Consider the following 26,856-nt stretch of genomic DNA (forward strand, 5'->3'; position numbering starts at 1 on the left):
CAGTGCCCGCATGAAAGCCCAGCTCCAGACATCGCTAGGACAACAGTTGGTCATGACGCCGCAGTTGCGTCAGGCGATCAAGCTATTGCAGATGTCCACCACCGAGCTGGAAGTGGAAATCGCCGAAGCAGTGGAAACCAATCCACTGCTGGAATGGGCCGATGAAGCGGCGCATGCGGCCAACGAACCGGCGCCCGAGGCGAGCGCATCGTCGTCCAGCGAAGAACCGCAGCGCGAAGATCCGGCCCCTGCCGAGCGCGACGATGACTGGTCGCAGGACGAACTGCAGTGGAGCGGCTCGGGCAGCGGCGGCAGTTTCGACGACGACGAGTCCGGTGACGCCGCCGAACGTGTGGCCGAGTCCGAGACGCTGGCCGACCATCTGCTGTGGCAGCTGCACCTGTCGCCGCTGTCGCCGCGCGACCGCCAGATCGGCGCGATGCTGATCGACGCGCTGGACGAGGACGGCTATCTGCGCGAGCCGCTGTCGGCCATTCTGGAGACGCTGGCGCTGGGCGCGGCGGTGGACGAGGCCGAAGTGCTCACCGTGTTGCACCAGATCCAGCGCTTCGACCCGGTCGGCGTGGGTGCACGTACCCTGGGCGAATGCCTGGCGCTGCAGTTGGCCGTGCTCGACCCGGCCACCCCCGGGCGCGAGCTGGCCCAGCAGATCGTCGCCGGCCCGCTGGAACGGCTGCCGCGCAGCGGCGTGGCTGGGCTGGCACACGAACTCAAACGCTCCACCGCCGATGTCGAGCAGGCGGTGCAGCTGGTGCGCTCGCTGGACCCGCGCCCGGGCAAGCAGATCGGCGAACTGGCGCAGGACACCTATGTGGTGCCCGATTGCGTGATCTGGCGCCAGCGCGGGGTCTGGCGCGCCTCCTTGGCCGGCCGCGCGCAGCCCAAGGTCACCATCCACCGCGGCTACGAGAACCTGATCCGCAGCTGCGGCGAGTCCGACGCCGGCTACCTGCGCGGGCAGCTGCAGGAAGCACGCTGGCTGCTCAAGAGCCTGGAAGCACGCGGCGAGACCTTGCTGCGGGTGGTGCGCTGCCTGCTGCACCACCAGGCCGGGTTCCTGGAATTCGGCGCGCAGGCGCTGCGGCCGTTGACCCTGCGCGAGATCGCCGGCGAGCTCGGCCTGCACGAGTCGACCATTTCCCGCGCCATTGCCCGCAAGTACGTGCGCACCCCGCGCGGCACCATCCCGTTGCGCTCGTTCTTTGCCTCCGGCATCGACACCGACAGCGGCGGCGAGGCCTCCAGCACTGCCATCCAGGCCATGATCCGGCGCCTGATCGATGCAGAAAACCCGCGCAAACCCTTGTCGGACGCCAAGCTGGCGGATCTGCTGAAAACCTCCGGCGTACCAGTGGCGCGGCGCACCGTTGCGAAGTATCGTGAGGCCATGAACATTTCCGCTTCCCACGAACGCGTGCGCATCGCCTGACGTTGCAACCACCGCAACGCCGGCCTGCGCCGGGTTAGTCGGATCACCGGAACGGTTCATTGGCCCACCGACCAATGGAGGTATCCGATGCGCATCGAGACGTATGGCCACCAGCTTGAAGTGACCCCCGCCCTGCGGGAGTACGTGGCAAGCAAGCTGCAGCGACTGCAGCGCCATTTCGACCAGCACTGTGAAGTCCGAACGCAGCTGGCCGTTCGCAAGCCGGACCACCACGTGGTCGCCACCGTCAACCTTCCCGGTCGCACGCTGCACGCAGATGCCAGCGGTTCCACCATGTACGCCGCCATCGACCTGCTGGTCGACAAGCTCGACCGCCTGGTGCTCAAGCACAAAGAAAAGAAATGTAACCACCACGCACGCGAGGTGCGCGACAATCCCGCATGACGCTTCCCGCTTGATGCCCTCATGCCTTTAAACGATCTGATGGCGGCCGTGCGCACCGTGGTGTCGCCGGCCGCCGATCGCGACACCGTCCTGCACACCGCCGCCGATTTGCTGTCCTGCCGCCAGGCCGGCGCCGACGAGCTCTACGCCAACCTGTGCGAGCGCGAGGCCCTGGGCAGTACCGCCATCGGCCACGGCATTGCCATTCCGCATGGACGTTGCCCCAATCTGACCGAACCCCGCGGCGCCCTGCTGCGGCTGGACACGCCGGTGGCCTTTGGCGGCGACGAGCCGGTGGATCTGATCTTTGCGATGGCCGTGCCTGCGCACTACACCCACCAGCATCTGATGCTGTTGTCGGAACTGGCCGAGCGCTTTTCCGATGCCGACTTCCGCCAGCAATTGCGCGCAGCGCCCAACGCCGATGCCCTGCTCGCGTTGTTGACCGACGTCCCGCCACCACAGGCCAGCGCGGCATGAATACCACCATCACCGCACGCGAGTTGTTCGACCAGCAGCGCGACAAGCTGGCGCTGCGCTGGGTCGCCGGCCAGAAGGGTGAGCACCGCGAGATCCAGGCCGGCAGCAACAATGCGCGGCGCCCGTCGCTGGCCGGGTATCTCAACGTGATCTACCCCAACAAGGTGCAGATCCTGGGCACCGAGGAACTGGCCTGGCTGGATTCGCTGGATGCCCGGCAGCGCTGGGAGACCATCGAAAAGATCATCCAGGTACAGCCGCTGGCGCTGGCGATCAGCAAGAACCAGTCCTGCCCGGAAGACCTGCGCGCGGCGGCCGACGAGTCCAACACGCCGCTGTGGATCTCGCCCAAGCGCGGCCACGAACTGCTCAACCACCTGTCCTACCATCTGGCGCGCACACTGGCGCCGCGGGTCACGTTGCATGGCGTGTTCATGGAGATCTATTCGATCGGCGTGCTGATCACCGGTGAAGCCGGCTCGGGCAAGAGCGAGCTGGCGCTGGAACTGCTCAGCCGTGGTCACCGGCTGGTGGCCGACGACGCGCCCGAATTCACCCAGATCGCCCCCGACGTGCTCGACGGCACCTGCCCGGAACTGCTGCAGGACCTGCTGGAAGTGCGCGGCCTGGGCGTGTTGAACGTGCGCGACATGTTCGGCGACACCGCGGTGAAGAAGAACAAATACCTGCGCCTGATCGTGCACCTGACCCGGCCGATGACCGAGCCCACGCCGTCCGGTTACGAGCGCCTGACCGGCGATTCCGGCAGCCGCCACGTACTGGACCTGGACGTGCCGCTGATCACCCTGCCGGTGATGCCCGGCCGCAACCTGGCCGTGCTCACCGAGGCGGCCACCCGGCTGCATATCCTGCGCACCAAGGGCATCGACCCGGCGGCGATGTTCATCGCCCGCCACAGCAACCTGCTGGAGCGACGCACGCCATGAGTATCGCGCCCTCCACGCTGATGATCGTGAGCGGGCTGTCCGGCTCGGGCAAATCGGTCGCGCTGAAGACCTTCGAGGACCTGGACTATTACTGCTCGGACAACCTGCCGGTGGAGTTGCTGCCGGACTTCGTCAAGAGCCGCCTGCGTGGCAACCCGCTCGGCGACCAGCGGCTGGCGGTGGGCATCGACGTCCGCAGCCGCAGCGACCTGACCCAGCTGGCGCAATGGCGTCAGGCCGCGCAGGAATACGGCATCGAGGCGCGGCTGCTGTTTTTCGAGGCCAGCGACGAGGCGTTGATCAAGCGCTACGCCGACACCCGGCGCCGCCATCCATTGAGCCATCTTGGCCTGGCCTTGCCGGAAGCGATCACCCGCGAGCGCCAGTTGACCGAACCGCTGCGACTGCAGGCCGATGCCATCATCGACACCAGTACGCTCAACGTGCATCAGCTGCGCCGCCGCGTGGTGACCGAGTTTGCGCTCGGCTCCAATGATCGCCTGTCGCTGTTGTTCGAATCGTTCGCCTACAAGCGCGGCGTGCCCGCCGAAGCCGACTTCGTGTTCGATGCGCGCGTGCTGCCCAATCCGCACTGGGACCCGGAGCTGCGCCCGCTCACCGGCCGCGATGCCGCGGTGCGCGAGTATCTGGACAAGGAAGCCGAGGTGCAGCGTTACAGCGCGCAGATCGTGGACCTGCTCGACACCTGGCTGCCGCGCTTGCGCAACGACACCCGCAGCTACGTGACCATCGCCTTCGGCTGCACCGGTGGCAAGCACCGCTCGGTCTACATGGCCGAACGCATGGCCCGGCATGCGCGCGAGCAGGGTTGGCCGGAAGTGGCGACGTTTCATCGCGAGCAGGACTGAATTTCGGGATTCGGGATTCGGGATTCGGGAATCGTTACAGCGGCATCCTGCGAACTGTGTGCGCTGCAGCCACGTTGAGAGGGTGCTTTTTGCAGTGCCTTAGTGTGGAGTGCGGATGGCTTGCGGCTGATGGGCGCTATGCCGGGCGACAACGTTGCACCTGACGCGACTGACTCAGCGACGTCCCAACGCTGCGTGCCGTGTCTGTTCAAGCCCACGCAACACTGCACGACGAACTTGGCGGCGGCGTGTCGGACTGCATGATCACACCGCTGCCGGTCGCCGCGGCAACAGCAGCGTTCGCTTGTGCAGTTGGCCACATTGCTGACGCTGCGCAAGTCACCGGGCAGTGCTGAACGTCGCGACGCGCTCACGGTATCGGTGCAGCGGAGTCGCTGCAGCGGTCCTAAACGGCTATTCAGTTCGCAACACATCGGTGCGGGCAAACGCTATCGCGCGGTCATGCCGACCTGTTAACGTTTCGGCATGGCCTGTGGCATTCTCCTCATTACTCATCCCGGCATCGGCGCGGCGTTGTTGAACGTGGCGACGGGGCTGTTGCGGCAGTTGCCGCTGAAGACCGAAGCGTTCGATGTGCCGCTCGATGCAGACCTGGACGCCTTGCTGCCCCAGGCCTCGTCGGCGATGCGACGGGTCGACAGCGGCGACGGCGTGCTGGTCATGACCGACCTGTACGGCGCCAGCCCCAGCAATCTCGCCAGCCGGTTGGCAAAGCTCGGCACGCCGGTTCGCCGAGTGTCCGCGCTCAGCCTGCCGATGCTGCTGCGGGTGATGAATTACCCCGAACAAGGTTTGCAGGAACTGCCCGCCACTGCGGCGGCCGGTACCCGCAACGGAGCGATCATCGACGATGCTTGAACGCGAACTCATTGTGTCCAACCGACTCGGACTGCATGCGCGGGCAACCGCCAAGCTGGTGCAGACGCTGTCGTCCTATCGCAGCAACGCCACGCTGGCGGCCAAGGGCCGCGAAGTGAATGCCAAGAGCATCATGGGCGTGATGCTGCTCGCCGCCGGGCAAGGCACCAGCGTGGTGGTGCGGCTGGATGGCGAAGACGAAGCGCAGGCCCTGCAGGCGCTGGTGGAGTTGTTCGAGCGTCGTTTCGACGAGGACAGCTGAGCATGCGCGGCGTCGGTGTGGTTGCAGCCGACACGGCGCCAGCGCCCCAGGCACGCGCATGAGCCTGCGTTTGCGCGGACACGGCGCCTCTCGCGGCAATGCGCTCGGGCGTGCGCGCGTGCGCCAGAGCCACACCCTGGAAGTGGCCGAACAACGCGTGCCTGCCAATCAGGTGGAAACGCAATTGCAGCGCCTGCACACGGCCATCGAATCTGCACGGGTGGAAATGCAGCAACTGCGTGATCGCCTGCATGGCGCGCTGGCGCGCGAGGTAGGCGAATTTCTCGAGCTGCACGCCTTGCTGCTGGACGACCCGGAGCTGCTGCAGGGGCTGGACGAGCTGATCCGCACGCACCGCTATAGCGCCGACTATGCCTTGCGCGTGCAACGCGACCGCCTGGCGGCGGTGTTCGACGGCATGGAGGACGCCTACCTCAAGAGCCGCATGGACGACCTGGATCACGTCATCGGCCGCATCCATGCATTCCTGCACAAGCGTGCCCCCGATCTCAAAGGCGTGGCCGGCGAGATCCTGGTCTGCGACAACGTGGCGCCGTCCGAACTGGCGCAGCTGCAGGCCCAGGGCGTGGTCGGCATCGTCACCACCGCCGGTAGCGCGCTGTCGCATAGCGCGATCCTGGCGCGCAGCCTGCACCTGCCACTGGTGGTGGGGGTCAGCGACGCCGTCCAGCGCATCAACGATGGCGATGTGTTGATCGTCGATGCCGGCTCCGGCCAGGTGATCGTCGACCCCACCCCCGAGCATCTGCGCGATTACCGCGAGCGGCTGCGCGCATTGGCCAAGGAGCAACGCGAACTCGGGCGGCTGCGCTCCAAGCCCACGCGCACCCGCGACAACGTCGATATCACCCTGCTGGCCAATGCAGAATCGCTGGAAGACGTCGCGCGTGCGCATGCGCTGGGCGCCAGCGGGCTGGGACTGTATCGCACCGAATTCCTGTTCCTGCAGCGCAACGAGCTGCCGGACGAAGACGAGCAGTTCCAGACCTATCGCGACACGGTACTGGGCATGAGCGACCGCCCCGTCACCATCCGCACGCTGGACCTGGGCGCCGACAAGGCCGACCGCACCGGGCTGACCCTGAGCGACGAGGACAACCCGGCGCTGGGCCTGCGCGGCGTACGGCTGTCGCTGGCCCGCCCTGCGGTTGCGCAGGCGCAGCTGCGCGCGATCCTGCGCGCGTCCGGCTACGGGCAGGTGCGCATCCTGGTGCCCATGGTCAGCGGCCGCGAAGAAATCCAGTTGCTGCGCAAGCAACTGAAAAAAATCGCCGCGCAGCTGCGCGATGAGGGCCACGAGATCGCCGAACACATTCCGCTGGGCGCGATGATCGAAGTGCCGGCGGCGGCGTTGGCGCTGGACTGCTTCATCGACGACATCGATTTCCTGTCGATCGGCACCAACGATCTGGTGCAGTACCTGCTGGCGGTGGATCGCAACAACGAAGCCTTGGGCGAGCTGTATTCGCCGCTGCACCCGGCGGTGCTGCGGCTGATTGCGCAGGTCATCGCCACCGGGCGCGCCCACGGCAAGCCGGTGGCGGTGTGCGGTGAGATCGCCGGCGACCCGCGTTTCGTACCGATGTTGCTGGCGTTGGGACTCACCGAATTCAGCCTGCATCCGGCCACCTTGCTGGAAGTGCGCCGCGCGGTACGCGACATCCACCTGGGCGAGCTGCGCGTGCATGGCGAGAAATTGCTGCGCGCACGTGACCGCAAGAGCATCGAGAAGTGGCTGGCCGCCATCGCACAGGGCGGCAGCTGCAAGAGCAGCTAGACCAGCGCTGCTGCACGGCCTTCTCCCGCGTGCGGGGAAGGTGCCCGCAGGGCGGATGTGGGCGCTGCGTCGATCATCGACCTGGCAATCAATCACCGGTCAATGCTGACAGACCAACTCGGGTTCGTCGTGGCTGCATGCAGCGTTTGCCAGGCGCGCCAGCAAGCCGGCAGCGCCCGATCGACCGTCCGCAAGCGCGCCGGCACTGTATGTTTCGTCACCATGCGCAAGCGATAATGCCGTGCTGACCCAGCACCGCGTCTTCCACTGACGGCGCGTCCACTCTTCCGGGGAGCCGCGCATGGCCGAAGCCGTCCGCCACGACAAGACTGCGCGCCAGCTGCGATTGCTGTCCGACGCGCTGGACAGCGGGCGACTGGGACCAGTGCGCCGGCTGGTCAATACGCTGGCGCCAGCGGAGATCGGCAACCTGCTCGAATCGCTGCCGCCCGGCAAGCGTGAAGTGGTGTGGGGGCTGGTCGACCCGGAGGACGATGGCGAGGTGCTGCTGCACGTCGGCGACGAAGTCCGCGAAAGCCTGCTGGCCGACATGGACCCGGACGAGATCGTGGCCGCGGTCGAAGACCTGGACATCGACGATCTGGCCAACCTGGTCGAGGATCTGCCCGACACCGTCATCGACGAAGTGCTCAAGTCGATGGACCGCGAGAACCGCGAACGGCTGGAGCAGGTGCTGTCGTATCCGGAAGACACCGCCGGCCGCCTGATGAACCCGGACGTGGTGACGGTGCGCGCCGACGTCAATGTCGATGTGGTGCTGCGCTACCTGCGCCTGCGCGGCGAGCTGCCCGACCACACCGATCACCTGTATGTGGTGAGCCGGCGCCACCAGTACCTGGGCCGCGTACCGCTGGCCGCGCTGGTGACCCACGAAGACAGCACGCCGGTCAACCGGCTGATCGACGATGAGCAGCCGGCCATCGATGTAGGCGATGGCGCCGAAGAAGTCGCGCGGCGCTTCTCCGACCACGACTGGATCTCTGCGCCGGTGGTGGACGACAACAACATCCTGCTCGGCCGCATCACCATCGACGACGTGGTCGACATCATCCGCGAGCAGGCCGAACACCAGGCCATGAGTGCGGCCGGTCTGGACGAAGACGAGGACATGTTCAGCCCGGCGCGGCGTGCGTTCCGCCGCCGCCTGATCTGGCTGGGCATCAATCTGTGCACCGCGTTCCTGGCCTCCAGCGTGGTCAGCCGCTTTGAGGGCACCATCGAAAAACTGGTGGCGCTGGCGGCGCTGATGCCGATCGTGGCCGGCATGGGCGGCAACGCCGGCACCCAGGTCCTGGCACTGATGGTGCGCGGCCTGGCGCTGGGTCAGATCGGCTCGTCCAACGTGATGACCCTGCTCAAGAAGGAGCTCACCGTCGCCTTGATCAACGGCCTGTGCCTGGGCGTGGGGCTTGGATTGATCGTGCTGGCCTGGTTCCGTCAACCGATGCTGTCGCTGGTGATCGGCACTGCGCTGACCGCGAACATGCTCACCGCTGCGTTCGGCGGCGTGCTGGTGCCGGTGACGCTCAAACGCCTGGGCTTCGATCCGGCATTGGCCGGTGGCGTGATCCTGACCACCCTGACCGATGTGATGGGCTTCCTGAGCTTTCTCGGCCTGGCCACCTTGGTGCTGCTGCCGTGAGCGCAGCCACGTGAGCACGTGCGCGTGACGCCTGGATGCCGATCGCCGCAGCGCGACGTGCCAGTGCGGGTGCATGCGGTGATACTGCAGCACTGTGATCGATGGGGAGTAGTGCGTGATCGTTCGTTGCCTGGTGGTGGGAATCCTGGCGCTGGTGCTTGCCGGCTGCTCCAGCATGGCTGAGCGCCGGCATGACGGCCGGCACGGCCACTTCGTCACCCGCACCTTGCAGCTGGAGGGCCGGCTGTATCGCTACCAGGTGTTCGTGCCGGCGGCCAGGGCGCCGCAACCACGGCCGATCGTGTTGTTCCTGCACGGCTCGGGCGAACGCGGCGACAACGGCCGCGACCAGGCCGAGGTGGGCCTGGGCCCGTACCTGAGCGAACACGGCGCCGACTTCCCGGCGCTGGTGGTGTTGCCGCAGGTGCCCGAAAACGAAGAATGGCTGGGCATCAATGCGCGCATGGCGATCGCTGCACTGGATGCGGCCAGCACCGAGTTCGCTGCCGACCCGCAACGCACCTACCTCACCGGCATTTCGATGGGCGGCTATGGCGCCTGGGAAATCGGGCTGATGCAGCCGCAGCGGTTTGCCGCAATCGTGCCGATCTGCGGCGCGCTCAAGGCGCCGCGCGATGAGCGCCGCACGCTGTACGTCAGCCTGGTGCTCAAGGAAGCCGACCCGTACACGGCGGCAGTCAGCCAGCTCAGGCACGTGCCGATCTGGACCTTCCATGGCGCCAAGGACACCGCAGTGCCGCCGCACGACGACCGCGCCCTGTATCGCGCGGCCAAGGGCATCGGCGCCAACCTGCGCTACAGCGAATATCCCGAAGGCAGCCACAACGTGTGGGACACGACCTACGCCGACCCGGCCATGTGGACGTGGATGTTCACGCAGCGGCTGCGCTGAACACCGTTGCATGTGAGTCTGGCGCAGGCCGGCGTTGGCCGATCACCCTGCGCCGCCGCGCATGCACACCGCTCCGCTACGTGGTCTGCGCGGCGCCTGTGCCCAGGGATGCGAACGGCCCGCACGCACGGCGTCGAGCGCAGGCCATCAATGGTGGTAGCCGGTGTCGGCGGTGATCTTGCCGCGGAACACGCGATAGGACCACACCGTGTAGCCCAGCACCAGCGGCAGCAGCATGACCAGCCCCACCATGGCGAACAGCTGCGATGACGGCGGCGCGGCGGCCTGCCAGAGGGTGTAGACCGGCGGCACCAGGTACGGCCACATGCCCAGCACCAGGCCCAGGAAGCCGAGCACGAACAGGCCCATGGCCAGCAGGAACGGCGGCGTGTCCGCACGCCCGGCATCGCATGAGCGCCACAGCGCATACCCCACCACGGCCACCAGCACCGGCACCGGTAGCAACCACAGGTAATGCGCGCCAGCGAACCAGCGCTCCATCACATGCGACTGCAACGACGGCAGCCAGGCGCTGACCAGGCCGATGAAGATCAGCACGCTGATGGTCAACGGCCGGGTGAGCTGACGCGCGAGCTGCTGCACGTGGCCTTCGGTCTTGAGGATCAGCCAGGTGCTGCCGAGCAAGGCATACCCGAACACCAGCGCCGCGCCGGTCAGCATCGCGAACGGGCTGAACCAGCCCCAGATGCCGCCGACATAGCGGTCGTTCTCGATCGGCAAGCCCTGCACCAGCGCGCCGAGGATCACGCCCTTGGCGAAGGCGGCCAGGATCGAGCCACCCGCAAAGGCATTGCTCCACAACCGCCGCGAACGCTGCGCCTTGAAGCGGAACTCGAACGCCACGCCACGGAATACCAGCGCCATCACCATCAGCAACACCGGCAGGTACAGCGCCGACAGGATCACCGCGTACGCCTTCGGAAACGCCGCCAGCAGCCCTGCCCCGCCCAGCACCAGCCAGGTTTCGTTGCCGTCCCAGATCGGGGCGGCGGTGTTCATCATCAGGTCCAGCTGCTGCTCGTCGCGGCGAAACGGCGCCAGGATGCCGATGCCGAGCACGAAGCCGTCCAGCACCACGTACATCAGCACGCCGAAGCCGATCACCGCAAACCACGCCACCGGCAACACGGTCGTCATGTCCATGATGCAGCTCCGTCGATTGGTGCATCGGCCGCCGACAGCGGGCGCGCCGGCGTGTGCTCGCCATGGTCCAGGTGCGGTGCGTCGGCGTGCGGCGTGGGGCCCTGCTTGCCGATCTTGACCAGGTACCAGATGCCCCAGCCGAACACGAACGCGTACCCGGCCACATACACCGCCAACGAGATCGCGGTCATCCAGGCCGACTGCGGGCCGACCGCATCGGCGGTGCGCAGCAGCCCGTAGACCACATACGGCTGCCGCCCGATCTCGGTGACGAACCAGCCCGAAATCAGCGCGATGAAGCCGCTTGGCAACATCCAGCGCCAGGTCGCCAGCAACCAGCGCCACTGCACCAGCTTGCCGCGCCACCAGGCGAAGGCCGACACCCAGGCCACCAGCAGCATCAACGAACCGATCCCGACCATGATGCGGAAGGCGAAGAACACCGGCGTCACCGGCGGGCGCTCGCTCGCCGGCACCGACGTCAGCGGTGCGATGCTGCCGTCCAGGCTATGGGTGAGAATCACACTGCCCAGGCGCGGAATCGCCAGCTCGTAGTCGTTGCGCTCGGCCTGCGCATTGGGCAGCGCAAACACCACCAGCGGGACGCCCTCGCCCGCTTCTTCGGCGTGCCAGTGCGCTTCCATTGCCGCAATTTTCATGGGCTGGTGCTTGAGCGTATTCAAGCCGTGCATGTCGCCGACGAAGATCTGCAGCGGCACGGTGATGGCGGCAAACGCCACCGCCAGCTTGAGCATGCGCAGCCCGGCGTCGCGATGCACGCCGCGATGCAGGTACCACGCCCCCACCGCGCCCACCACGAAGCAGGTGGTGATGAACGAGCCCAGCGCCATATGCGCCAAGCGGTACGGAAACGACGGATTGAAGATGATCTTCACCCAGTCCGCCGGATGCACGATGCCGTTGATCACTTCGTAGCCGGCCGGCGTCTGCAACCAGCTGTTGGAGGAAAGAATCCAGAACGTGGAGATCAAGGTGCCCAGCGCCACCATGCAGGTGGCAAAGAAATGCAGGCGCTCGGACACGCGCCCCCACCCGAACATCATCACGCCCAGGAAGCTGGCTTCGAGAAAGAACGCGGTGAGGACTTCGTAGCTCAACAGCGGACCGATCACTCCGCCGGCAATGCGGCTCAGCTCCGGCCAGTTGGCGCCGAACTGGAACGCCATCACGATGCCGCTGACCACGCCCATGCCGAACGACACGGCGAAGATCTTCTGCCAGAAAAAATACAGCTCGCGCCACACCGGTCGGCGGGTACGCAGCCAGCGCCATTCCAGAAATGCCAGCAGGCTGGAGAGCCCGATGGTGAATGCCGGGAACAGCACGTGGAACGCGATGACGAACCCGAACTGGATCCGCGACAACAGCAGAGCGTCCATGGAGAGCCCTCCAGGAAAGTGGATAGCGTCAGCGCGCCGATTGCAGATCGATCGCCGGAACTCGCTGCGGTGGCCGATCGCGACCGCCTGCGCTGCACCAGCATGATAGGGACGGTCGCGCCCGTTCCCGATGCGACACGGCGTCGCATCTGCGTCAAAGCGTCGCGCTTGCGCGCCGGTGACGTGCTTTCGGTTGCTCGCCAGCTCACTGCCTGGCGAAGACGGAAGCACGCGACGTCGTGTCCGTTGCGCTCAGCCCGGCGCTATCTGCATCGTGCAATGCGCACGTCTGCTTCCCGCCGCGCCAAGCAGCCGCGCGCCTGGCTCTGGTGGACGCGCGCTTGCGCGCGAAGCGCTCTACCGGTGACGCTCGATCGCGGTCAAGCGCGCCCCCACCACGCGAAGCGCCTGGCTAGCGCTGGCGTCGCATCCGTCGTGCGAGCTCGCTGACGACCGCGATGCCGGCCGTCAAGGCCACCATCGACAGGAACTGCGCGCGGGTATCGGGCGAGCTGGCCAGCAGCACGAAGAGCACGGCCAGAATCACCAGGGCCAGCACCGTCAGAGCCGGATAGCCGCGCATGCGGAACGGCAGCGCGATGCCGTCGCGATCGGCGCGCGCGCGCAGGATCAGTTGCGACACCAGCGAAATCGTCCACACCAGCAGGCAGGTGGCACCGACGATGTTGAGCAGCATCGGCAGCACCTTGTTCGGATACAGCATTTCCAGCGCGGCCGCGGCAAAGCCGAACAGCACACTGGCGATCACCGCCACCAGCGGCACCTGCTCGCCACTGGTCCTGGCGAGCAGGCGCGGCGCTTCGCCGCGCTGCGCCAGCGAGAAGATCATGCGCGAAGCGCCGTACAGGTTGGCATTGAGCGCCGACAGCAGCGCCACCACGGCCACCAGGGTGATGGCGGTGGCCGCACCGGGGATGCGCGCCACTTCCAGCACCGCCGCAAACGGCGAGCTCAGCGCCGTGCTGGTCCACGGCACCACCGCCACGATCACGCTGATCGAGCCGATGTAGAACACCAGGATGCGCCAGGCCACGGTGCGAATCGTGCGTGCCAGGCTGCGCCCCGGGTCGGCCGTCTCCGCCGCCGCCACGGCCACGATCTCGGTGCCGCCGAACGCGAACACCACCACCAGCAAGGCCGCGCCCACGCCCGCCAGGCCCTTGGGCGCAAATCCACCGTTCTGGGTGAAATTGGACAGCCCCGGCGAGGTCACACCGGGCAACCAGCCCGCCAGCAAGGCCACGCCGATCAGCAGGAACACCACGATTGCCACGACCTTGAGGATGGCGAACCAGAATTCGAACTCACCAAAATTGCGCACGCCCAACAGATTGATCGCGGTGAACGTGGCCATGAACAGCGAGGCCAGCAGTGGCACCGGCAGGGACGGCCATACCGTTGCCAGCAAGCCCGCTGCGCCAACCGCTTCTGCCGCGATCACCACCACGATCTGCAACCACCACAGCCAGCCTACCGTGGCGCCGGCGGTCGGGCCCATCGCATCGGCCGCATAGACCGAAAAAGCGCCGCTGGCCGGCTTGGCGGCCGCCATCTCGCCCAGCGCATTCATCACGATGATCACCAGCGCCCCGGCAATCAGGTAGGACACCAGCACCGCCGGCCCCGCCGCATGGATGCCGACCCCCGAACCCAGAAACAGCCCGGCGCCGATCGCCGTGCCCAGGCCCATCATCATCAATTGCCGGGGTTTGAGCGCATGCCGCAGGGCAGGCGCGGCGGTCGAAGCGTTCTGGGCAACAGGATCGTTCGGAAGCGACATGGACGGGATTTGAGAAGTGGCAGCGCGACACGATACCGCGTCGCGGCGCCCGCCGCGCCTCTTGACGGCATGCCAGCGGCCGGGGTGCGGGGCGCTGCTGCACTGCACCTTGCATCGACGTCCCGACCGGATCCACGCGGGATCGGGAACCGGCGCCTCGCCGGCATGCGCTACGCCCCCGATCTGCGCCCGGTCACGGCACGGCGGACGGCGGCGTTGGACAGACAAATTCCCGGGCAGGCCGGGGATCTGTCACTGCAGTACCGCGCGAACGTTACTCCGCCAGATTCTTGCCGGCGCCGGCGGTGGCAATCACCTTGGCCTTGACCTGTGCGGCCGGGGTGACGGTGTAGATGTAGCCCAGCGATTCCGGGAACACCTTGGAGCTGACCCAGTTGGTGGCATTGGCGTACGGCTTGCTGCCGTCCGGGGTGCCCCAGGTGATGCCGCTGCCGACGTAGTTGTTGATCAGGTCCCAGTAGCCGATCTCGCTGCTGTCGCGCGAGGTGACCGGGTTCTTGATGTTCTCGAAGTAGTTCGACTCGATCTTCGCCACGCCACCCATGCGCACGTTGATGCCGGACGTGAACACATTGTTGAAGTAGTTGTTGTAGATGTGGCTCAAGCCGCGGCGCTGCAACGGCACGCGCGACTCGACGTTTTCGAAGCGGTTGTGGTGGTAGGTGGTACGTGCGGCCGAGTTCTTGGTGTCGCTGTCGCTGTAGCCGTTGAGCGCGACCTTTTGATAGTTGTAGACGTAGTTGTAGGACACGGTGACGTGGTGTACGCCCTTCTTCATGTCGATGCCGCCATCGAAGGAGGCATCGCCGGCGCCGGAGCACTTGGTCAACGAGGCGAACACGGTGTTGTGGTCCACCCAGATCCTGGACGGCTCGCCGCTGGAGTTGCCTTCCAGCGAAATCGAATCGGCATCTTCGCCCCCTTGCAGCAGGCCGATGGTCATGTTCTGGATGATCACGTTGTGCGCGTTGCCCACCACGCGCAAGCCGAAGTTCGCCGCCGAGCCGTTCGCACCCTTGATGGTGACATCGCTCTTGTTCTTGATCTGCACGGTCTTGGCTGGCAGCTTCCACTGCGCACAGACGTCCTTGATGGTGCCGAAGTCGAACTTGCCGGTGTAGTTGAGTACCAGCCCGCCGCTGCCGGAGTAACTGTCGATGGCCGCCTGCATCGCCTCGAAGGTGGCGACATTGACCGGTGTCTTGTTGCCGCCGCCGGTGGTGGCGGCACCGTACCCGACCGGGCCGGCGATGGCGCCTGCTGCGCACGTGGACAGCGCAAGCGCGAGTGCGCCCTGGAGCATCTTGCTAATCATGCAGCCTCTCCCAAAGAAGTCGATAAGCGATGCGTGCCGTCTGCGCAGTGGCGACGACAACAACAAAGCGGGCGTGGGGGCCGCATTCTTCGCGCGATTTAAAACATAAAACAATTATCCATCTTTGAAAGTTTGACGCACCACGGTGTTCTCTTTGCAGGACATGCAAAAGAGACAGCAAGGGACAGGCAGGACAGGACACCGCTGCAGCAACGGCTGCTGTAACGCGAGCGATTGCCTGCAGCGCTTATCGGCAGTGCAGATGCGACTGCAGCATCCTCAACCGCTGAAGCTGGCACAGCTGGCAACACGGCCGGAGCACACCGCGTTGCTGCACTGCCGCGCAACCTTCACCAACACGCACGTCGATGGATGTGCCATGCAGCCGGCGTAGATGCGTTCGACATCACCAGATCCAATCGGTGACGATGCAGAAGGACCGCTTTTTTGCGACAGGCGCGCGCGACAGCATGGGTCCGGCACCACCGCTGTGGGGCTGTCGGCATGAGGCTGCACCGGACGAGGGACGCGGACGGCCGGCGCTCGATCCGAACCGCCGTTCAATCATGCACACAGCCGCTGGGGCGCAGGCCACAGCACCAGGCAGCCCGGATACGGCCCGACCGCCAGAGGCCGAGTGGCACCCAGACTGGAGTCTTGATCGGTGAACGTGCGCGCGTTGCAGGTGGCGTGATCACTGCAGCGTCAAACGCAGCGCAACCAGCGGACGCCCAAGGCCGCCGGTCCGCCGCTGACCGATGCACTTGTGCCAGGCGCACCACACGATTGACCCGAGATGCCAGCAACACATGTGGATGCCGATGTCATGTTTGCGGCCGCGCACCGACGCCGACGGCGCTGTTTACCGTGCTGCCCACCAACAGGCGCGCCAACGGTTGGTGCAGCCACTCACACCGCGCGACTGGCCAGTGCCGGCACATGGGCAAGTTCGCCACCCGGCCAGGGCGTATGGTCCTCCAGGAACTCGCCCACCAGGCGCATGCAGGCGATGCGTTCTTCCACATGCGGCATGTGGCTGGAGTTGGCGAATACATGCCAGCGCGCATCGGGAATCAGGCGCGCATACGGCTCGACGGTTTCCGGCGTGGCCTCGTCATACCTGCCCGACAGCACCAGCGTCGGCACCGTGATGCGATGCAGGCGCTCGATGATGCTCCAGTTGCGCAGGCTGCCCACCACGTGGAATTCGGTCGGGCCGTTCATGGCGTGGTACACCGTCGGGTCGGCATCGATGGCGGCAAAGGTGCGCGCCACCTCGTCGGGCCACGGGACGATGCGGCACACATGCTGCGCGTAGAACACCTGGCTGGCCGCGCGGTAGGCCGGGTGATCCAGCGTGCCGGCCGCTTCATGTTCGTCCAGCGCGGCCTGGACCTGCTCCGGCAAGCCGGCGCGCAGGCGCAGGGCCGCCGCACGCCACAGACCCATCGATGCCGGCGAATTGGCGATCACCAATGCACGCAACCCACCGGGACGACGCACCGCATGTTCGGCGGCCAGCATGCCGCCCCACGACTGGCCCAGCAAGGCGTATTGCGACAGCCCCAGGTGGTCGATCAGCGTCTGCAATTCATCCAGAAACAGCCCCACGCTCCAGAAGCCCGGGTCGGCATTGGGCAGGTGCGTCGAACGACCGTTGCCGAGCTGGTCGTAATGAATCACCGCGCGGCCGCCGGCTGCCAGGTCCTTGAAGCTGTCGACATAGTCGTGCGTGCAGCCGGGCCCACCGTGCGCGATCACCAATGGACAGGCATCGCTGCGCAGGTCACCGGTGATGCGGTACCAGGTGCGATAGCCGCGAAATTCGACATAACCTTCGGTGGACTGCATGACCTGCGCCTGCTTACGGCAATGATGAGCGCCGAGCCTAGCGAGCGGCACGTCGCGCGTTAACTGGCAAATCTCACAGGTTTGTGCGGTCGTGCCACCCTCGCAGCCAGGCGGGCACGCGCCAGGTGGGCAGGCTACAGAGACCGGAGCCGGCAGCGGCGATGCAGACTGGCGATTGCGCGCGTCGATCGGCCAGCGTGCGTTCTGCATAAACAGCAATCGCCGCGTGGTGCTCCACGAGTGCGGGTGTGCGCCTCGCGCCAGCTGCCTGTGGGCCGCCGCTCGGCACGCGGCAGCTGGGCTGGCGCTGCGCACGTGGGCCTACGCAGGCCAGCTGCGCTGCGCACGCCCGCGTGCACGTGGGCCAATGCAGGCCAACTGCGCTGCGCACGCCCGCGTGCATCGACCAGGGGACTTTGCGCTGCCGCATTCAGCCGGTACGCCGTACGCATCCGCTCATCCGCTCAGGGCTCCAGCAACCGATAGTGCATGCCGCGTACCACCGCCTCGACGCGGTTGCGCGCGCCCAGCTTGCGTGCGGCCGAGTTCAGATGCAGGTTCACCGTCGCCGTGGAGCGATTGAGCGCAGCCGCGATGCTCTTGGCGGTCAGCCCCCTGGCCGAATACTGCAGGCACTCGCGCTCGCGCCGGGTCAGTGCGATGTGGTGGCAGCGGCGCTCCTGCGGGTCCAGCAACTCCTGCGCGCGCGCCTGGAAGGCATGGGCCAGCAACAGAAAGGGCGACAGCTGCGCCTCTGCCAGGCGTGGCGCTTCGGCGGCCACCGCATCCACCGCACCACTGAAGGTCGCAAATGCGCCACCAGGCAGGTGCAGTGGCACGGTGACACCGGTTGCCATGCCGCTATCGCACAGATAACGCGTGACCTGGCGGTGCTGCGCGCCAACGTATTCAACCCCGTCCCTGTCGCCATCGGTGCGATACGACCACACGAACGGCGTGGTACGTCGCGTGGCACGCTGCTGGACCGGGTCATGCTGGTAGTAGCCGTGTTCGCACCACACGTGCTGCATGTCGCCCGGCGCATTGCGCTGCATGAACACCGTCGGGGTGATCAGCGCGCCTTCCATGCTGAGCGGCACTGGCGCGTAGTCGTACACCAGCGACTGGAAACCCAGCGCGCAGACGTCGCTGAACACGCGGTCCAGACAGGCGTTGAGCGTGTGCAGTGCCTGCAGGTCACGGCCCAGGCTGGCCAGAGTGTCGAACATGGGGGTCCTTCGAAGCGAGTGACGCCACTGGATGACATCCAGCACGGAAAACCTAGCACTTTTACCAATGGATGGGCTTGCCGGCCACATTATCGTCACAATGCCGGTCACACGGCTGCAGTGCCGCAGCGACATTGCCGTGCCCTCGCCTGCACCCAACGGCCCTCTCCTAGCGGACATCTGCATGACCGACTCACCCCGCCGCGACGATGCGGCCACGCTGGAACGCTTCGGCTACGCCCAGGAACTCAAACGCCAGCTCACGCTGAAGGATCTGCTGATCTACGGCCTGGTGTTCATGGTGCCGACGGCGCCGTTCTCGATCTTCGGCGGGGTGTTCGACATCAGCGCGGGCATGGTGCCGCTGACGTATCTGGTCGGCTTCGTGGCGATGCTGTTCACCGCGTTGAGTTATCAGCAGATGTCGCAGGCGTTTCCGGTGGCCGGCTCGGTGTACGCCTATGTCGGCCGAGGCTTGCACAGCGGCATGGGCTTTCTGGCCGGCTGGGCGATCCTGCTGGATTACCTGCTGGTGCCGACGCTGCTCTACGTGGTCGGTGCCAATGCGATGCACACTGTGCTGCCGGCGGTGCCGCAGCCGGCCTGGATCGCGTTCTTTGTCGTGCTCAATACCGTGGTCAACCTGCGCGGGATCGAAACCACCGCGCGCGCCAACCGGTTTTTCCTGTTGGCGCAGCTGGTGGTGCTGGCGATTTTCGTGGTGCTGGCCACGCTGGCCATCCAGCGTGGTGTCAACGGCGCGCACTGGAATCTGCGCCCGTTCTACAACCCGCAGGCCTTTTCGCCGCAACTGATCTTCAGCGCGTTATCGGTGGCGGTGGTGTCGTTTCTCGGCTTCGATGCGATCTCCACCTTGTCGGAAGAAGCCCGCGGCGGCCATCGCGTGGTCGGCCGTGCCACGCTGCTGGCGCTGGTATTGGTCGCGGGCCTGTTCGTGCTGCAGACCTGGCTGGCCGCGCTGCTGCAGCCTCACCTGCAGCGCTATCCCAGCGTACAGGCGTCCAACGATGCGTTCTTCGAGATCGGACGGCTGGTTGCCGGGCCATGGCTGCAGATCGTCATCGCGCTGACAGTGGCCATCAGTGCCGCGATCGCCAACTCCCTGGTGGCGCAGGCGGCAACCTCGCGGTTGTTGTTTGCAATGGCGCGCGACCGCCAGTTGCCGGCGTTCCTGCGCTATATCCACCCACGCACCGGCGTGCCGCAGCGCGCCATCGTGTTGGTGGCGGCACTGAGCATGGTCTTGGGCGAAGTGTTCGTCGGCCAGATCGCGTTGCTGTCGTCGTTGTGTAACGTCGGCGCGTTGACCGCATTCGTGCTGCTGCATGTCGCGGTGCTCTGGCACTTTCGTCGGCAAGGCAGGCGTGTGCTGCACGGAGCGGTGCCGTTGATCGGTATCGTGATCCTGGCGTATGTACTGATCAACGCCGACCATCACGCGCAACTTGGCGGCACCGCGTGGATGGTGGTGGGGCTGACGGTTCTGGCCTTTCTGAAAATCAGCGGTCGCTCGACCGAATTTCGCGCCAGCGACGCGCTGGAATAACGGCCGCTGCGCTGCGGCGCCAATGCACCGGCTCGCTGGCGTGCTGCCGTGCGTTGCGCACGCCCGATGCGCAGGAGCGCCGGCCAAACCATCGTAGCGTTGCCTGCGCCCAGCTCGCATTTGCCGCGCTGCGGGCGTGCTGCGTGCGTGTTGCTGCACGAAACGAGACGACACCATGCGTGTGCAAGTGCAGGCGCACTGCATCGCCTTGCAAGCATGATGATCCACTTTCGCTGGAGCAGCCACGCGCCAAGCCAATGCGCATGCGCGCTGCTCGCTTGAGTCACGCGCACAACGTGTGCGCTGCGCCCGTTCGCTGCATACAAACGCGATGCTATTTTTATTGACTGTCGATCTCCGAACGAGATTTTCAGCACATATTCAGTTTTAAACATTCGCTAGTCTCGTTCCGCGCCACCGATGGCGCCGCAGCTGCCGGCCCCCGCCGCCGCCTGCCGTTCCCTGACGAGAAGGACTACCCATGATTCGCAAGAATGCGTTGTATCTCGCGCTGCTCTCTGCCGTTTCCGGCGCCGCGCTGGCCGCGCCGCCTACCGAGATGGATGCCGCACCGGTCAGCACTGCGCCGCAGGCCGCCAAGCTCGGTGCAGCCACGCTGCAGTCGGCAAGCCTGCGCGGCGGCATCCTGCCTACACAGGTGGCGCAGCTGGCCGCACCCAGCAGCAAGGAACTCGGCAGCGTGCGTGAACGACGCATTGCGCAGGTCAAACACGGCCAACCGCTGCAGATCGGCTTTTCGCGCGCGGTTGCACAGCCGCTGGTAAACCTGGCCAAGCTCGATTGGCAGATGGCCGGCGACGGCTCACGCGTGGCAACCCTGAAGCTCGGCTCTGCACAGGCCGCCTCGCTGCGCGCGGCACTGGTCTTGCGTGGTGCCGGTGCAACGCCGGGGGATCCTTCCCGGGTAACGCTGCGCTTTGCCGGCGACGATGGCCGCGTGTTCGAGCAATCCGGCGCCAGCTTCACCGGCACCGGCGATGCCATCGGCTGGTCGCCGACCGTGAGCGGCGAACACCTGCTGGTGGAGCTGTCATTGCCGGCCGGCCTGTATCCGGAAAACTTCAGCCTGAGCATTCCGCAGCTGTCGCATCTGGACATCAGCCCCACCGCCAGCCCGCGCGACATGATGACCATTGCCATTGGCGAGAGCGATTCCTGCCAGAACGACATCGTGTGCCGCGCCAACCCCACCACGGGCTTCACCAGCGCCGCCAAAGCGGTGGCGCGCATGGTGTTCACCACCAGCCAGGGTTCGTTCCTGTGCACCGGCACCCTGCTCAACAACACCAATACGCCCAAGCGCAACCTGTTCTGGACCGCCGCGCATTGCATCAGCACCCAGACCGTGGCCAATACGCTGCAGACCTACTGGTTCTACGACGCGGCCAGCTGCAACGGCAACACCGCCAGTTCGCAGGCCACCACGCTGACCGGCGGCGCATTCCTGCGCCATGCCAACACCACGCGCGATACCGCGCTGCTGGAGCTGAAGACCGCACCGCCCAGCGGCGCGTTCTACGCAGCCTGGAACAGCGCGGCAATCGGCGCGACCGGGACCTCGATCGTGGGCATCCACCACCCCTCCGGTGACGTCAAGAAGTATTCACTGGGCACGGTCACCGGGTTGAACACGTCCATCGACGGCCAGAGCCCGTTCTATCGCGTTGCCTGGAACGATGGTGTCACCGAAGGCGGCTCGTCCGGCTCGGGTCTGTTCACCATCGCCAGCGGCGGTGCGTATCAGCTGCGCGGCGGCCTGTATGGCGGCTATTCGTACTGCACCGCGCAGACCGATCCTGATTACTACTCGCGCTTCTCGGACGTGTACTCGTCGATCTCCACCTTCTTCGGGCAGTAAGCACGCGCGATGCGTGGCAGGCGCCCTGCCGCCTGCCACGTTGGTCCACATGCACCCCTGGCTGGCGCATGTCAGCACGCGAGCACGATGCAACCTGCGGCCCCATTGCCGACGGTAGCCAGCGGGGCATCCCGGACCTGCAGCGTCGTCACTGCGCGACGGTGATCCATCGCGCCTGCGGTGCGGCGTCTCGAAAACGGCGGCACTCTTCACAACGCACGCGGCCCTCTTCCCCGGCCGTTCGGTCACCGGGCATTGCGATCCAGCAGGAAAGCGCGCTCACCGGGATGGTGCACAGACCAGACCTGTCCCTCGGCGATGCCGTCAGCATCGCGATCAATGGGCAGCACGGTGGCTGTGCTGCGGGTCGCCAAGCGTGCGGCTGTACGGGCGTCATGGTGGCGCCGGCGGCATTGGTGGTGCTGCTCGATGCGCAGCGCGATCACTTGCGGCACGCGGCCTCAGCGCGATGCACCGCTGCAACAGGCCATCAGGTTCGGGCAGACTTGGGGTTTGTTCGCGGAGAGATGCCCCATGCCGTTTCATCGTCATCGCCACGTGGTGTGGATCGCTGCACTGGCAGCACTGACATTGCAGGGCAACGCACTGGCCGCAGGCAAACCGGCCAACCCGGACGAGGTCAAGGCCTATGCATTGCAGCGCTGCCTGGACACCAACTACGTGCGCAGCGGCAAGTATGCGCAGGACCAGTTGCGCGACCGCTCGTACCTGCTGACCACCTACGCAATGGACAATGCCAAGGCCGGGGCGACCGATCGCCTGCATCGATTCGTGGATGCCAGCACCGCAGAGTTCGATCGCAGCGAAGTACCGATGAAGGACGAAGCACGCCGCGGCCCGTTCAACGCCATCTTTGCGCGTTGCATGGGCTTTTACCGCTCACCGGCACTGGCCGACTTCATCGCTCGCCAGCTGTGAAGCGAGTCGCCGTGGTGCATCGCACAGCGTAAGGCCCCGCTGGCCCGCGTTGCTGCAGCCAGACCGCCCGCCGGCCCGCATCACCCAGGGCCGCCCGCTTGCGCCCACGGCGTGTTGCATCTGCTGTAGTGGCACGGCCACGCTGCTGTCCAGGTGGGCGCACCGCGATGGCGGCGCGGCACCACTCCCGGCACACTCACCCCTCCGGCGCCCAAGGAATTGTCATGTCTAAGCCTCTTCCGCATTGCTCCCGTCGCGCGGTGCTGCAGCTGACACTGTCCGCAGGGCTGTTGACCGCCGTCGGCCCGCTCGCGGCGGCGTCCACATCCGGCGCCAGCCACGCGCCCGCCAGCGGCAGTACGGCAGCCCCCGTGCCGTTTCCGGCCAAGGGCAGCGTGCTGGTGTTGTTGGGCACCAAGGGCGGGCCAACACCATCGTCACTGCGCGCAGCGGCGGCCAATGCGCTGGTGATCGACGGGCAGCCCTACCTCATCGATTGCGGCAATGGCGTGGCGCAGCAATTGGCCAAGGCCGGCATCCGGCTACCGGCATTGCGCGATGTCTTTCTCACCCACCATCACTCCGATCACAACGCCGATCTGCTCAACGTGGTGTGGCTGGCCTGGGCCAGCGGCCTGCAGACACCGGTGCATCTCTACGGGCCGCCGGGAATCGCCAGGATGGTGGATGCGTTTGTCGAGATGAACGCCATCGACATCGACGCGCGCATCCGCGAGGAAGGCCGCCCACCGTTCAAGCAGCTCATCCATGTGCACGAGTTCGATCAGCCCGGCACGGTGTTGCAGAACGACCAGGTCACCGTGACCGCCAACCTGGTGGACCATTACACGCTCAAGCCGGCCTTTGCCTACCGCTTCGCCGCGCGCGACCGCACGGTGGTGTTCTCCGGCGACACGCGTTACCTGCCTGCGCTGGCGGCGTTTGCCGAGAACACCGACATCCTGGTGCACGAGGTGATGTACCTGCCCGCACTGGAAAGGATGCTCAAGACCAACGACAACGCGCCCAGCTTGCTCGAACATCTGCTCAAGAGCCATTCCACCAGCGAAGAGGTCGGAAAGATCGCCGCGGCCGCCCGTGCACGGCAGCTGGTGCTCACACACTTCGTGCCCGGCGGCGACCCGACCATCACCGATGCGATGTGGAGCGAGGGCGCGCGCAAGCACTACAGCGGGCCGATCGTGGTGGGCACCGACCTGATGCGGCTGTAGCGCAACGGTGGCCTGGCAATCGGCAGGCCACGCGCTGCACGACACGGGCTAGGCGATGGCCGGCTTGCGCGCTCCCCAGACCTCCGGCCTGGCCTGGCAATAGCGTTCGATGAAGGCCTGCTGCGAAGGGAACTGATCCACCGCATGCCGGATCGGCTGCGCGATGCCGTTGAGCAGGCCTTGCAGATCCCGGTCGGAAAACGCGCGCGTCAGCGGATGGTGCTGTTCCGGCATCAGGCCCTGACCCATGAGCACATGCGTCCAGGAATCGACGCGGAACAGTTCATCTGCGGCCTGCCAGGCATGCGCCCGTTCGCGCCACGCGCGCAGGCGCAGTGCCAGCGACTCGGGCAGTTCCATCTCCCGGCATTGCTGCCATAGCGGCTCGTCGCGCCGGGTGGCGTGGTAGTGCAAGGTGACGAAGTCGCGCACGTGCTCCATCTCGGCGCGGCTGACGTCGTTGAACAACTGCACCTGCGATGGCGCGATGCCCTCTGCCGGAAACAGCGTCAGCAGCCGCACCACCGCAGAGATGGTGAGGTGGATGCTGGTCGACTCCAGCGGCTCGATGAAGCCGCTGGCCAGGCCCAGCGACACCACGTTCTTGTTCCATGCCTTGAGCCGGCGGCCGGTGCGGAACGGCACCATCCAGGGGTCTTTCACCGCCGGGGCGGCAACATCGCGCAGCAGCTTGGCGTGGGCCTCGTCGTCGGACAGGTGGCGGCTGGAGAACACCAGGCCGTTGCCGACCCGGTGCTGCAACGGGATATGCCAGCGCCAGCCGGCTTCGTGCGCAATGGCGCGGGTGTACGGCACTGGCGGGCCGAGCGCTTCGGTCTGCACCGCCACGGCGCGGTCGCACGGCAGCCAATGGCTCCAGTCTTCGTAGCCGGTGTGCAGCGTCTGCTCGATCAACAGCCCCCGGAACCCGCTGCAGTCGATGAATAAATCGCCAGCAATGGCCTGGCCGTCTTCCAGCACCAGGCTGGCGACATCGCCACTGTCCGGATGTTGCGTCACCTGCTGGATCCTGCCTTCGATCCGCTGCACGCCGCAGGCCTCGCTGCGGGTGCGCAGGAAGCGCGCGTACAGCGCCGCATCCAGGTGATAGGCGTAATTGACCGCCGGCTCGCGCGGCAACGCAAACCGGTCCTCGCGCGAGGCCACGGTCTCCAGGCAGTAGTCGCCAAAGCTGCCGCGCATGCCGCGGCGCTGGCTTTCCAGCCACAGATGATGGAAGGCGCACACCAGGGTGCTCTGCCCGGTGATGCCGAACGGGTGGATGTATCGCTCGCCCTGGCGCAGCCAATGTTCGAAAGAGATCGACAACTTGAAGGTGCCGGCCACCTCGCGCAGAAATTCCTGTTCGTCGATCTGCAGGAAGCGATGGAAGGTACGGATCGGCGGCACCGTCGATTCGCCCACGCCCACGGTGCCGATCTGCTCGGACTCGATCAGGGTGATGTCGAGCAGGTCGCGGAACTGATGCGACAGCGCACATGCAGCGATCCAGCCGGCGGTACCGCCGCCGGCGATGACGACCTTGCGAATTTGAGCCTGGGTCACTGCGAACTCCCGTGGATGGAAAAGAGGTGGCTGAAGCGATGCAGGGCGTCAGGGCGGCTGCAGCACCCAATGCTCAGGCCGCTGACGCCGGGTCCCGCACGCGCGTGCGGTGCCGCCTGCTCTCCCGGCAGGACCACTGATTGCCCCACCGCCTGCATGCAGGACAAAACGGCCCGTCAGCGGTTGAGCCTGCCGATCAGCATGGCGCGCAATTGGCGCGCCAGGATCGGATCGATGGGCCCCAGCGCCTGCCGCGCCTGCTCGGGCAGATGCGCACCGGCACGTTCCGCAGGCCCGAACACGTAGTAATCGAACAGCGCGCGCCATGCGTCCTTTTCCGCGGCCGGGCGGTCGCGGATGGCCCACAGCGCGTGGTACAGCGCCGGCATCGCGGCGGGCAGCTGCGCGGGCGCGCTGCTCCACCAGTAATTGACCAGCACATTGAATGGCTGCAGCGATTGCACGTGATGCCACCACATGCCGGGAATGAACAGGGCATCGCCCGGTTCCAGCACCGTGGTGCGCGCATGCGCCAGCGCCTGCGCGAAGCGTGGGTAGCGCTGCAGATCCGGGTTGGCGACATCCACCATGCTCACCACCTGGCCGCCGGGCGTGGGCTCGAGCGGCCCCGGGTACAGGTTGGCGACCTGCTCGGGCGGAAACAGGGTGAAGCGGCGCTGCCCCACCGCGCAGCAGGCCAGGTTGTCGGGCGCGTCGTAATGGCAGGAGGCAATGACGCGATTGCCGATCCAGATGCTCGGCTGCACGGCGATGCCGCCGGCGGCAACCGCCAGGTCGTTATGCGCGCGCAGGCCGGGCAGGTGAGCGTCGATGGGCAGCGAGGCCAGGTAGTACGTAGGCGGCTGCGGGTCATCGCGATGCGCGGCAATGGCATCCAGCAAGGCGCTGATGCTGCCGCGCCTTACCTCGAAGTTCAGCGCGCTGCAGTCGTCGGTGTAGAACGGCCGGCCGGCAATCTCCGGTCCGCCGTAGGAGTACTGCAAGGTGCGCCCGTCATCGTGCGCGCGTAGCTGCGCCATGGCCTGCTCCGGGCTGCGCAGGCCGGCCTGCACCAGCGACCAGTCGCGTGCGAGGTCACGCAATACCACCGGCTCGGCTGCTGCGCAGAGCGCGGCCAGCGGCAAGGCGTCGGGCCGGCAGTCGTTGCGCTCGGCAATGCCGGCGATCGCTGCAGCGGGCGGATGCAAGACAGCGGCGGCCATGCG

23 protein-coding genes and 1 pseudogene are annotated in these 26,856 nt (G+C 66.4%); 14 read left to right on the top strand and 10 right to left on the bottom strand.

What is annotated here, in order from left to right; genetic code table 11:
- The first annotated feature begins 52 nt into the window (after window positions 1–52).
- The 5 genes from RZV17_RS14250 (at window position 53) to rapZ (ending at window position 4,151) form a co-directional block, all read left to right on the top strand.
- On the top strand, window positions 53–1,450 hold the full coding sequence (locus tag RZV17_RS14250; protein WP_355604383.1) for an RNA polymerase factor sigma-54: 1,398 nt from the start codon (window positions 53–55) through the stop codon (window positions 1,448–1,450).
- An 87-nt stretch (window positions 1,451–1,537) separates the two neighbouring features.
- Entirely contained in the window at window positions 1,538–1,855 is a 318-nt protein-coding gene (gene raiA, locus RZV17_RS14255; protein ID WP_005913379.1) for a ribosome hibernation-promoting factor, HPF/YfiA family, read from the top strand.
- Window positions 1,856–1,876: 21 nt separating this feature from the next.
- A complete protein-coding gene (locus RZV17_RS14260; protein WP_039409285.1) occupies window positions 1,877–2,335 on the top strand; it encodes a PTS sugar transporter subunit IIA in 459 nt (152 codons plus the stop codon).
- Complete coding sequence (gene hprK / locus RZV17_RS14265) at window positions 2,332–3,282, top strand: HPr(Ser) kinase/phosphatase (RefSeq protein ID WP_355604387.1); 951 nt, start codon at window positions 2,332–2,334, stop codon at window positions 3,280–3,282. Before RZV17_RS14260 ends, hprK begins: the two co-directional genes overlap by 4 nt.
- On the top strand, window positions 3,279–4,151 hold the full coding sequence (rapZ, locus tag RZV17_RS14270) for an RNase adapter RapZ (protein WP_355604390.1): 873 nt from the start codon (window positions 3,279–3,281) through the stop codon (window positions 4,149–4,151). Before hprK ends, rapZ begins: the two co-directional genes overlap by 4 nt.
- A 414-nt stretch (window positions 4,152–4,565) precedes the next feature.
- Here the strand turns inward: rapZ and RZV17_RS14275 are convergent.
- Window positions 4,566–4,814 (bottom strand): annotated as a pseudogene (locus tag RZV17_RS14275) (GNAT family N-acetyltransferase); the annotation flags it as partial.
- Here RZV17_RS14275 and RZV17_RS14280 point away from each other — a divergent pair.
- From RZV17_RS14280 to RZV17_RS14300, 5 genes are all read left to right on the top strand, one after another.
- Window positions 4,695–5,030 carry a PTS sugar transporter subunit IIA gene (locus tag RZV17_RS14280; RefSeq protein WP_355609395.1) on the top strand — a complete coding sequence of 112 codons (336 nt, stop codon included), beginning with the start codon at window positions 4,695–4,697 and terminating at the stop codon, window positions 5,028–5,030. The pseudogene RZV17_RS14275 and the gene RZV17_RS14280 sit on opposite strands and share 120 nt — an antisense overlap.
- A complete protein-coding gene (locus RZV17_RS14285; protein WP_039409292.1) occupies window positions 5,023–5,292 on the top strand; it encodes an HPr family phosphocarrier protein in 270 nt (89 codons plus the stop codon). The genes RZV17_RS14280 and RZV17_RS14285 overlap by 8 nt, the downstream gene beginning before the upstream one ends.
- A gap of 58 nt (window positions 5,293–5,350) precedes the next feature.
- Complete coding sequence (gene ptsP, locus RZV17_RS14290) at window positions 5,351–7,090, top strand: phosphoenolpyruvate--protein phosphotransferase (protein WP_355604393.1); 1,740 nt, start codon at window positions 5,351–5,353, stop codon at window positions 7,088–7,090.
- 301 nt (window positions 7,091–7,391) lie between these two features.
- The gene (gene mgtE, locus RZV17_RS14295; protein ID WP_039409298.1) at window positions 7,392–8,753 is read left to right on the top strand and encodes a magnesium transporter; all 1,362 of its coding nucleotides are present in this window, start codon (window positions 7,392–7,394) and stop codon (window positions 8,751–8,753) included.
- A gap of 175 nt (window positions 8,754–8,928) precedes the next feature.
- Complete coding sequence (locus RZV17_RS14300) at window positions 8,929–9,666, top strand: prolyl oligopeptidase family serine peptidase (protein WP_349776336.1); 738 nt, start codon at window positions 8,929–8,931, stop codon at window positions 9,664–9,666.
- A gap of 147 nt (window positions 9,667–9,813) precedes the next feature.
- Here RZV17_RS14300 and cydB read toward each other — a convergent pair whose 3' ends face one another.
- The 6 genes from cydB to RZV17_RS14330 form a co-directional block, all read right to left on the bottom strand.
- Window positions 9,814–10,830 carry a cytochrome d ubiquinol oxidase subunit II gene (gene cydB, locus RZV17_RS14305; RefSeq protein ID WP_355604396.1) on the bottom strand — a complete coding sequence of 339 codons (1,017 nt, stop codon included), beginning with the start codon at window positions 10,828–10,830 and terminating at the stop codon, window positions 9,814–9,816.
- Window positions 10,821–12,230 (bottom strand): cytochrome ubiquinol oxidase subunit I, encoded by a 1,410-nt coding sequence (locus RZV17_RS14310; RefSeq protein ID WP_355604399.1) that lies wholly within the window; start codon window positions 12,228–12,230, stop codon window positions 10,821–10,823. Before RZV17_RS14310 ends, cydB begins: the two co-directional genes overlap by 10 nt.
- A gap of 412 nt (window positions 12,231–12,642) precedes the next feature.
- Window positions 12,643–14,031: an amino acid permease gene (locus tag RZV17_RS14315; protein ID WP_039409310.1), complete on the bottom strand. Its 1,389-nt coding sequence runs from the start codon at window positions 14,029–14,031 to the stop codon at window positions 12,643–12,645.
- Window positions 14,032–14,305: 274 nt separating this feature from the next.
- On the bottom strand, window positions 14,306–15,367 hold the full coding sequence (locus RZV17_RS14320) for a polysaccharide lyase family 1 protein (RefSeq protein WP_039409313.1): 1,062 nt from the start codon (window positions 15,365–15,367) through the stop codon (window positions 14,306–14,308).
- A gap of 909 nt (window positions 15,368–16,276) precedes the next feature.
- Entirely contained in the window at window positions 16,277–17,218 is a 942-nt protein-coding gene (locus tag RZV17_RS14325; RefSeq protein WP_355604402.1) for a proline iminopeptidase-family hydrolase, read from the bottom strand.
- A 464-nt stretch (window positions 17,219–17,682) separates the two neighbouring features.
- Window positions 17,683–18,447 (bottom strand): LuxR family transcriptional regulator, encoded by a 765-nt coding sequence (locus RZV17_RS14330; RefSeq protein WP_104579781.1) that lies wholly within the window; start codon window positions 18,445–18,447, stop codon window positions 17,683–17,685.
- 184 nt (window positions 18,448–18,631) lie between these two features.
- Here RZV17_RS14330 and RZV17_RS14335 point away from each other — a divergent pair, with 184 nt between their 5' ends.
- Both RZV17_RS14335 and RZV17_RS14340 read left to right on the top strand, forming a co-directional pair.
- Window positions 18,632–20,014, top strand: a complete 1,383-nt coding sequence (locus RZV17_RS14335; protein ID WP_184367141.1) for an APC family permease — start codon at window positions 18,632–18,634, stop codon at window positions 20,012–20,014.
- A 481-nt stretch (window positions 20,015–20,495) separates the two neighbouring features.
- Window positions 20,496–21,893, top strand: coding sequence for a serine protease (locus RZV17_RS14340; protein WP_184438899.1), 1,398 nt, complete (start codon window positions 20,496–20,498; stop codon window positions 21,891–21,893).
- A 245-nt stretch (window positions 21,894–22,138) separates the two neighbouring features.
- Here RZV17_RS14340 and RZV17_RS14345 read toward each other — a convergent pair whose 3' ends face one another.
- Window positions 22,139–22,348, bottom strand: coding sequence for a hypothetical protein (locus tag RZV17_RS14345; RefSeq protein WP_355604406.1), 210 nt, complete (start codon window positions 22,346–22,348; stop codon window positions 22,139–22,141).
- A 79-nt stretch (window positions 22,349–22,427) separates the two neighbouring features.
- Here RZV17_RS14345 and RZV17_RS14350 point away from each other — a divergent pair, with 79 nt between their 5' ends.
- The gene (locus RZV17_RS14350; protein WP_047693867.1) at window positions 22,428–22,832 is read left to right on the top strand and encodes a hypothetical protein; all 405 of its coding nucleotides are present in this window, start codon (window positions 22,428–22,430) and stop codon (window positions 22,830–22,832) included.
- Between the two features lie 224 nt (window positions 22,833–23,056).
- Complete coding sequence (locus RZV17_RS14355; RefSeq protein WP_355604409.1) at window positions 23,057–24,064, top strand: MBL fold metallo-hydrolase; 1,008 nt, start codon at window positions 23,057–23,059, stop codon at window positions 24,062–24,064.
- A gap of 48 nt (window positions 24,065–24,112) precedes the next feature.
- Here the strand turns inward: RZV17_RS14355 and RZV17_RS14360 are convergent, their stop codons facing one another.
- Window positions 24,113–25,630, bottom strand: coding sequence for a tryptophan halogenase family protein (locus RZV17_RS14360; protein WP_355604412.1), 1,518 nt, complete (start codon window positions 25,628–25,630; stop codon window positions 24,113–24,115).
- Window positions 25,631–25,806: 176 nt separating this feature from the next.
- Window positions 25,807–26,853, bottom strand: a complete 1,047-nt coding sequence (locus RZV17_RS14365; RefSeq protein ID WP_355604415.1) for a cupin-like domain-containing protein — start codon at window positions 26,851–26,853, stop codon at window positions 25,807–25,809.
- Window positions 26,854–26,856: the final 3 nt, after the last annotated feature.

This window comes from Xanthomonas cannabis, from assembly GCF_040616535.1.
Lineage (GTDB): Bacteria > Pseudomonadota > Gammaproteobacteria > Xanthomonadales > Xanthomonadaceae > Xanthomonas > Xanthomonas cannabis.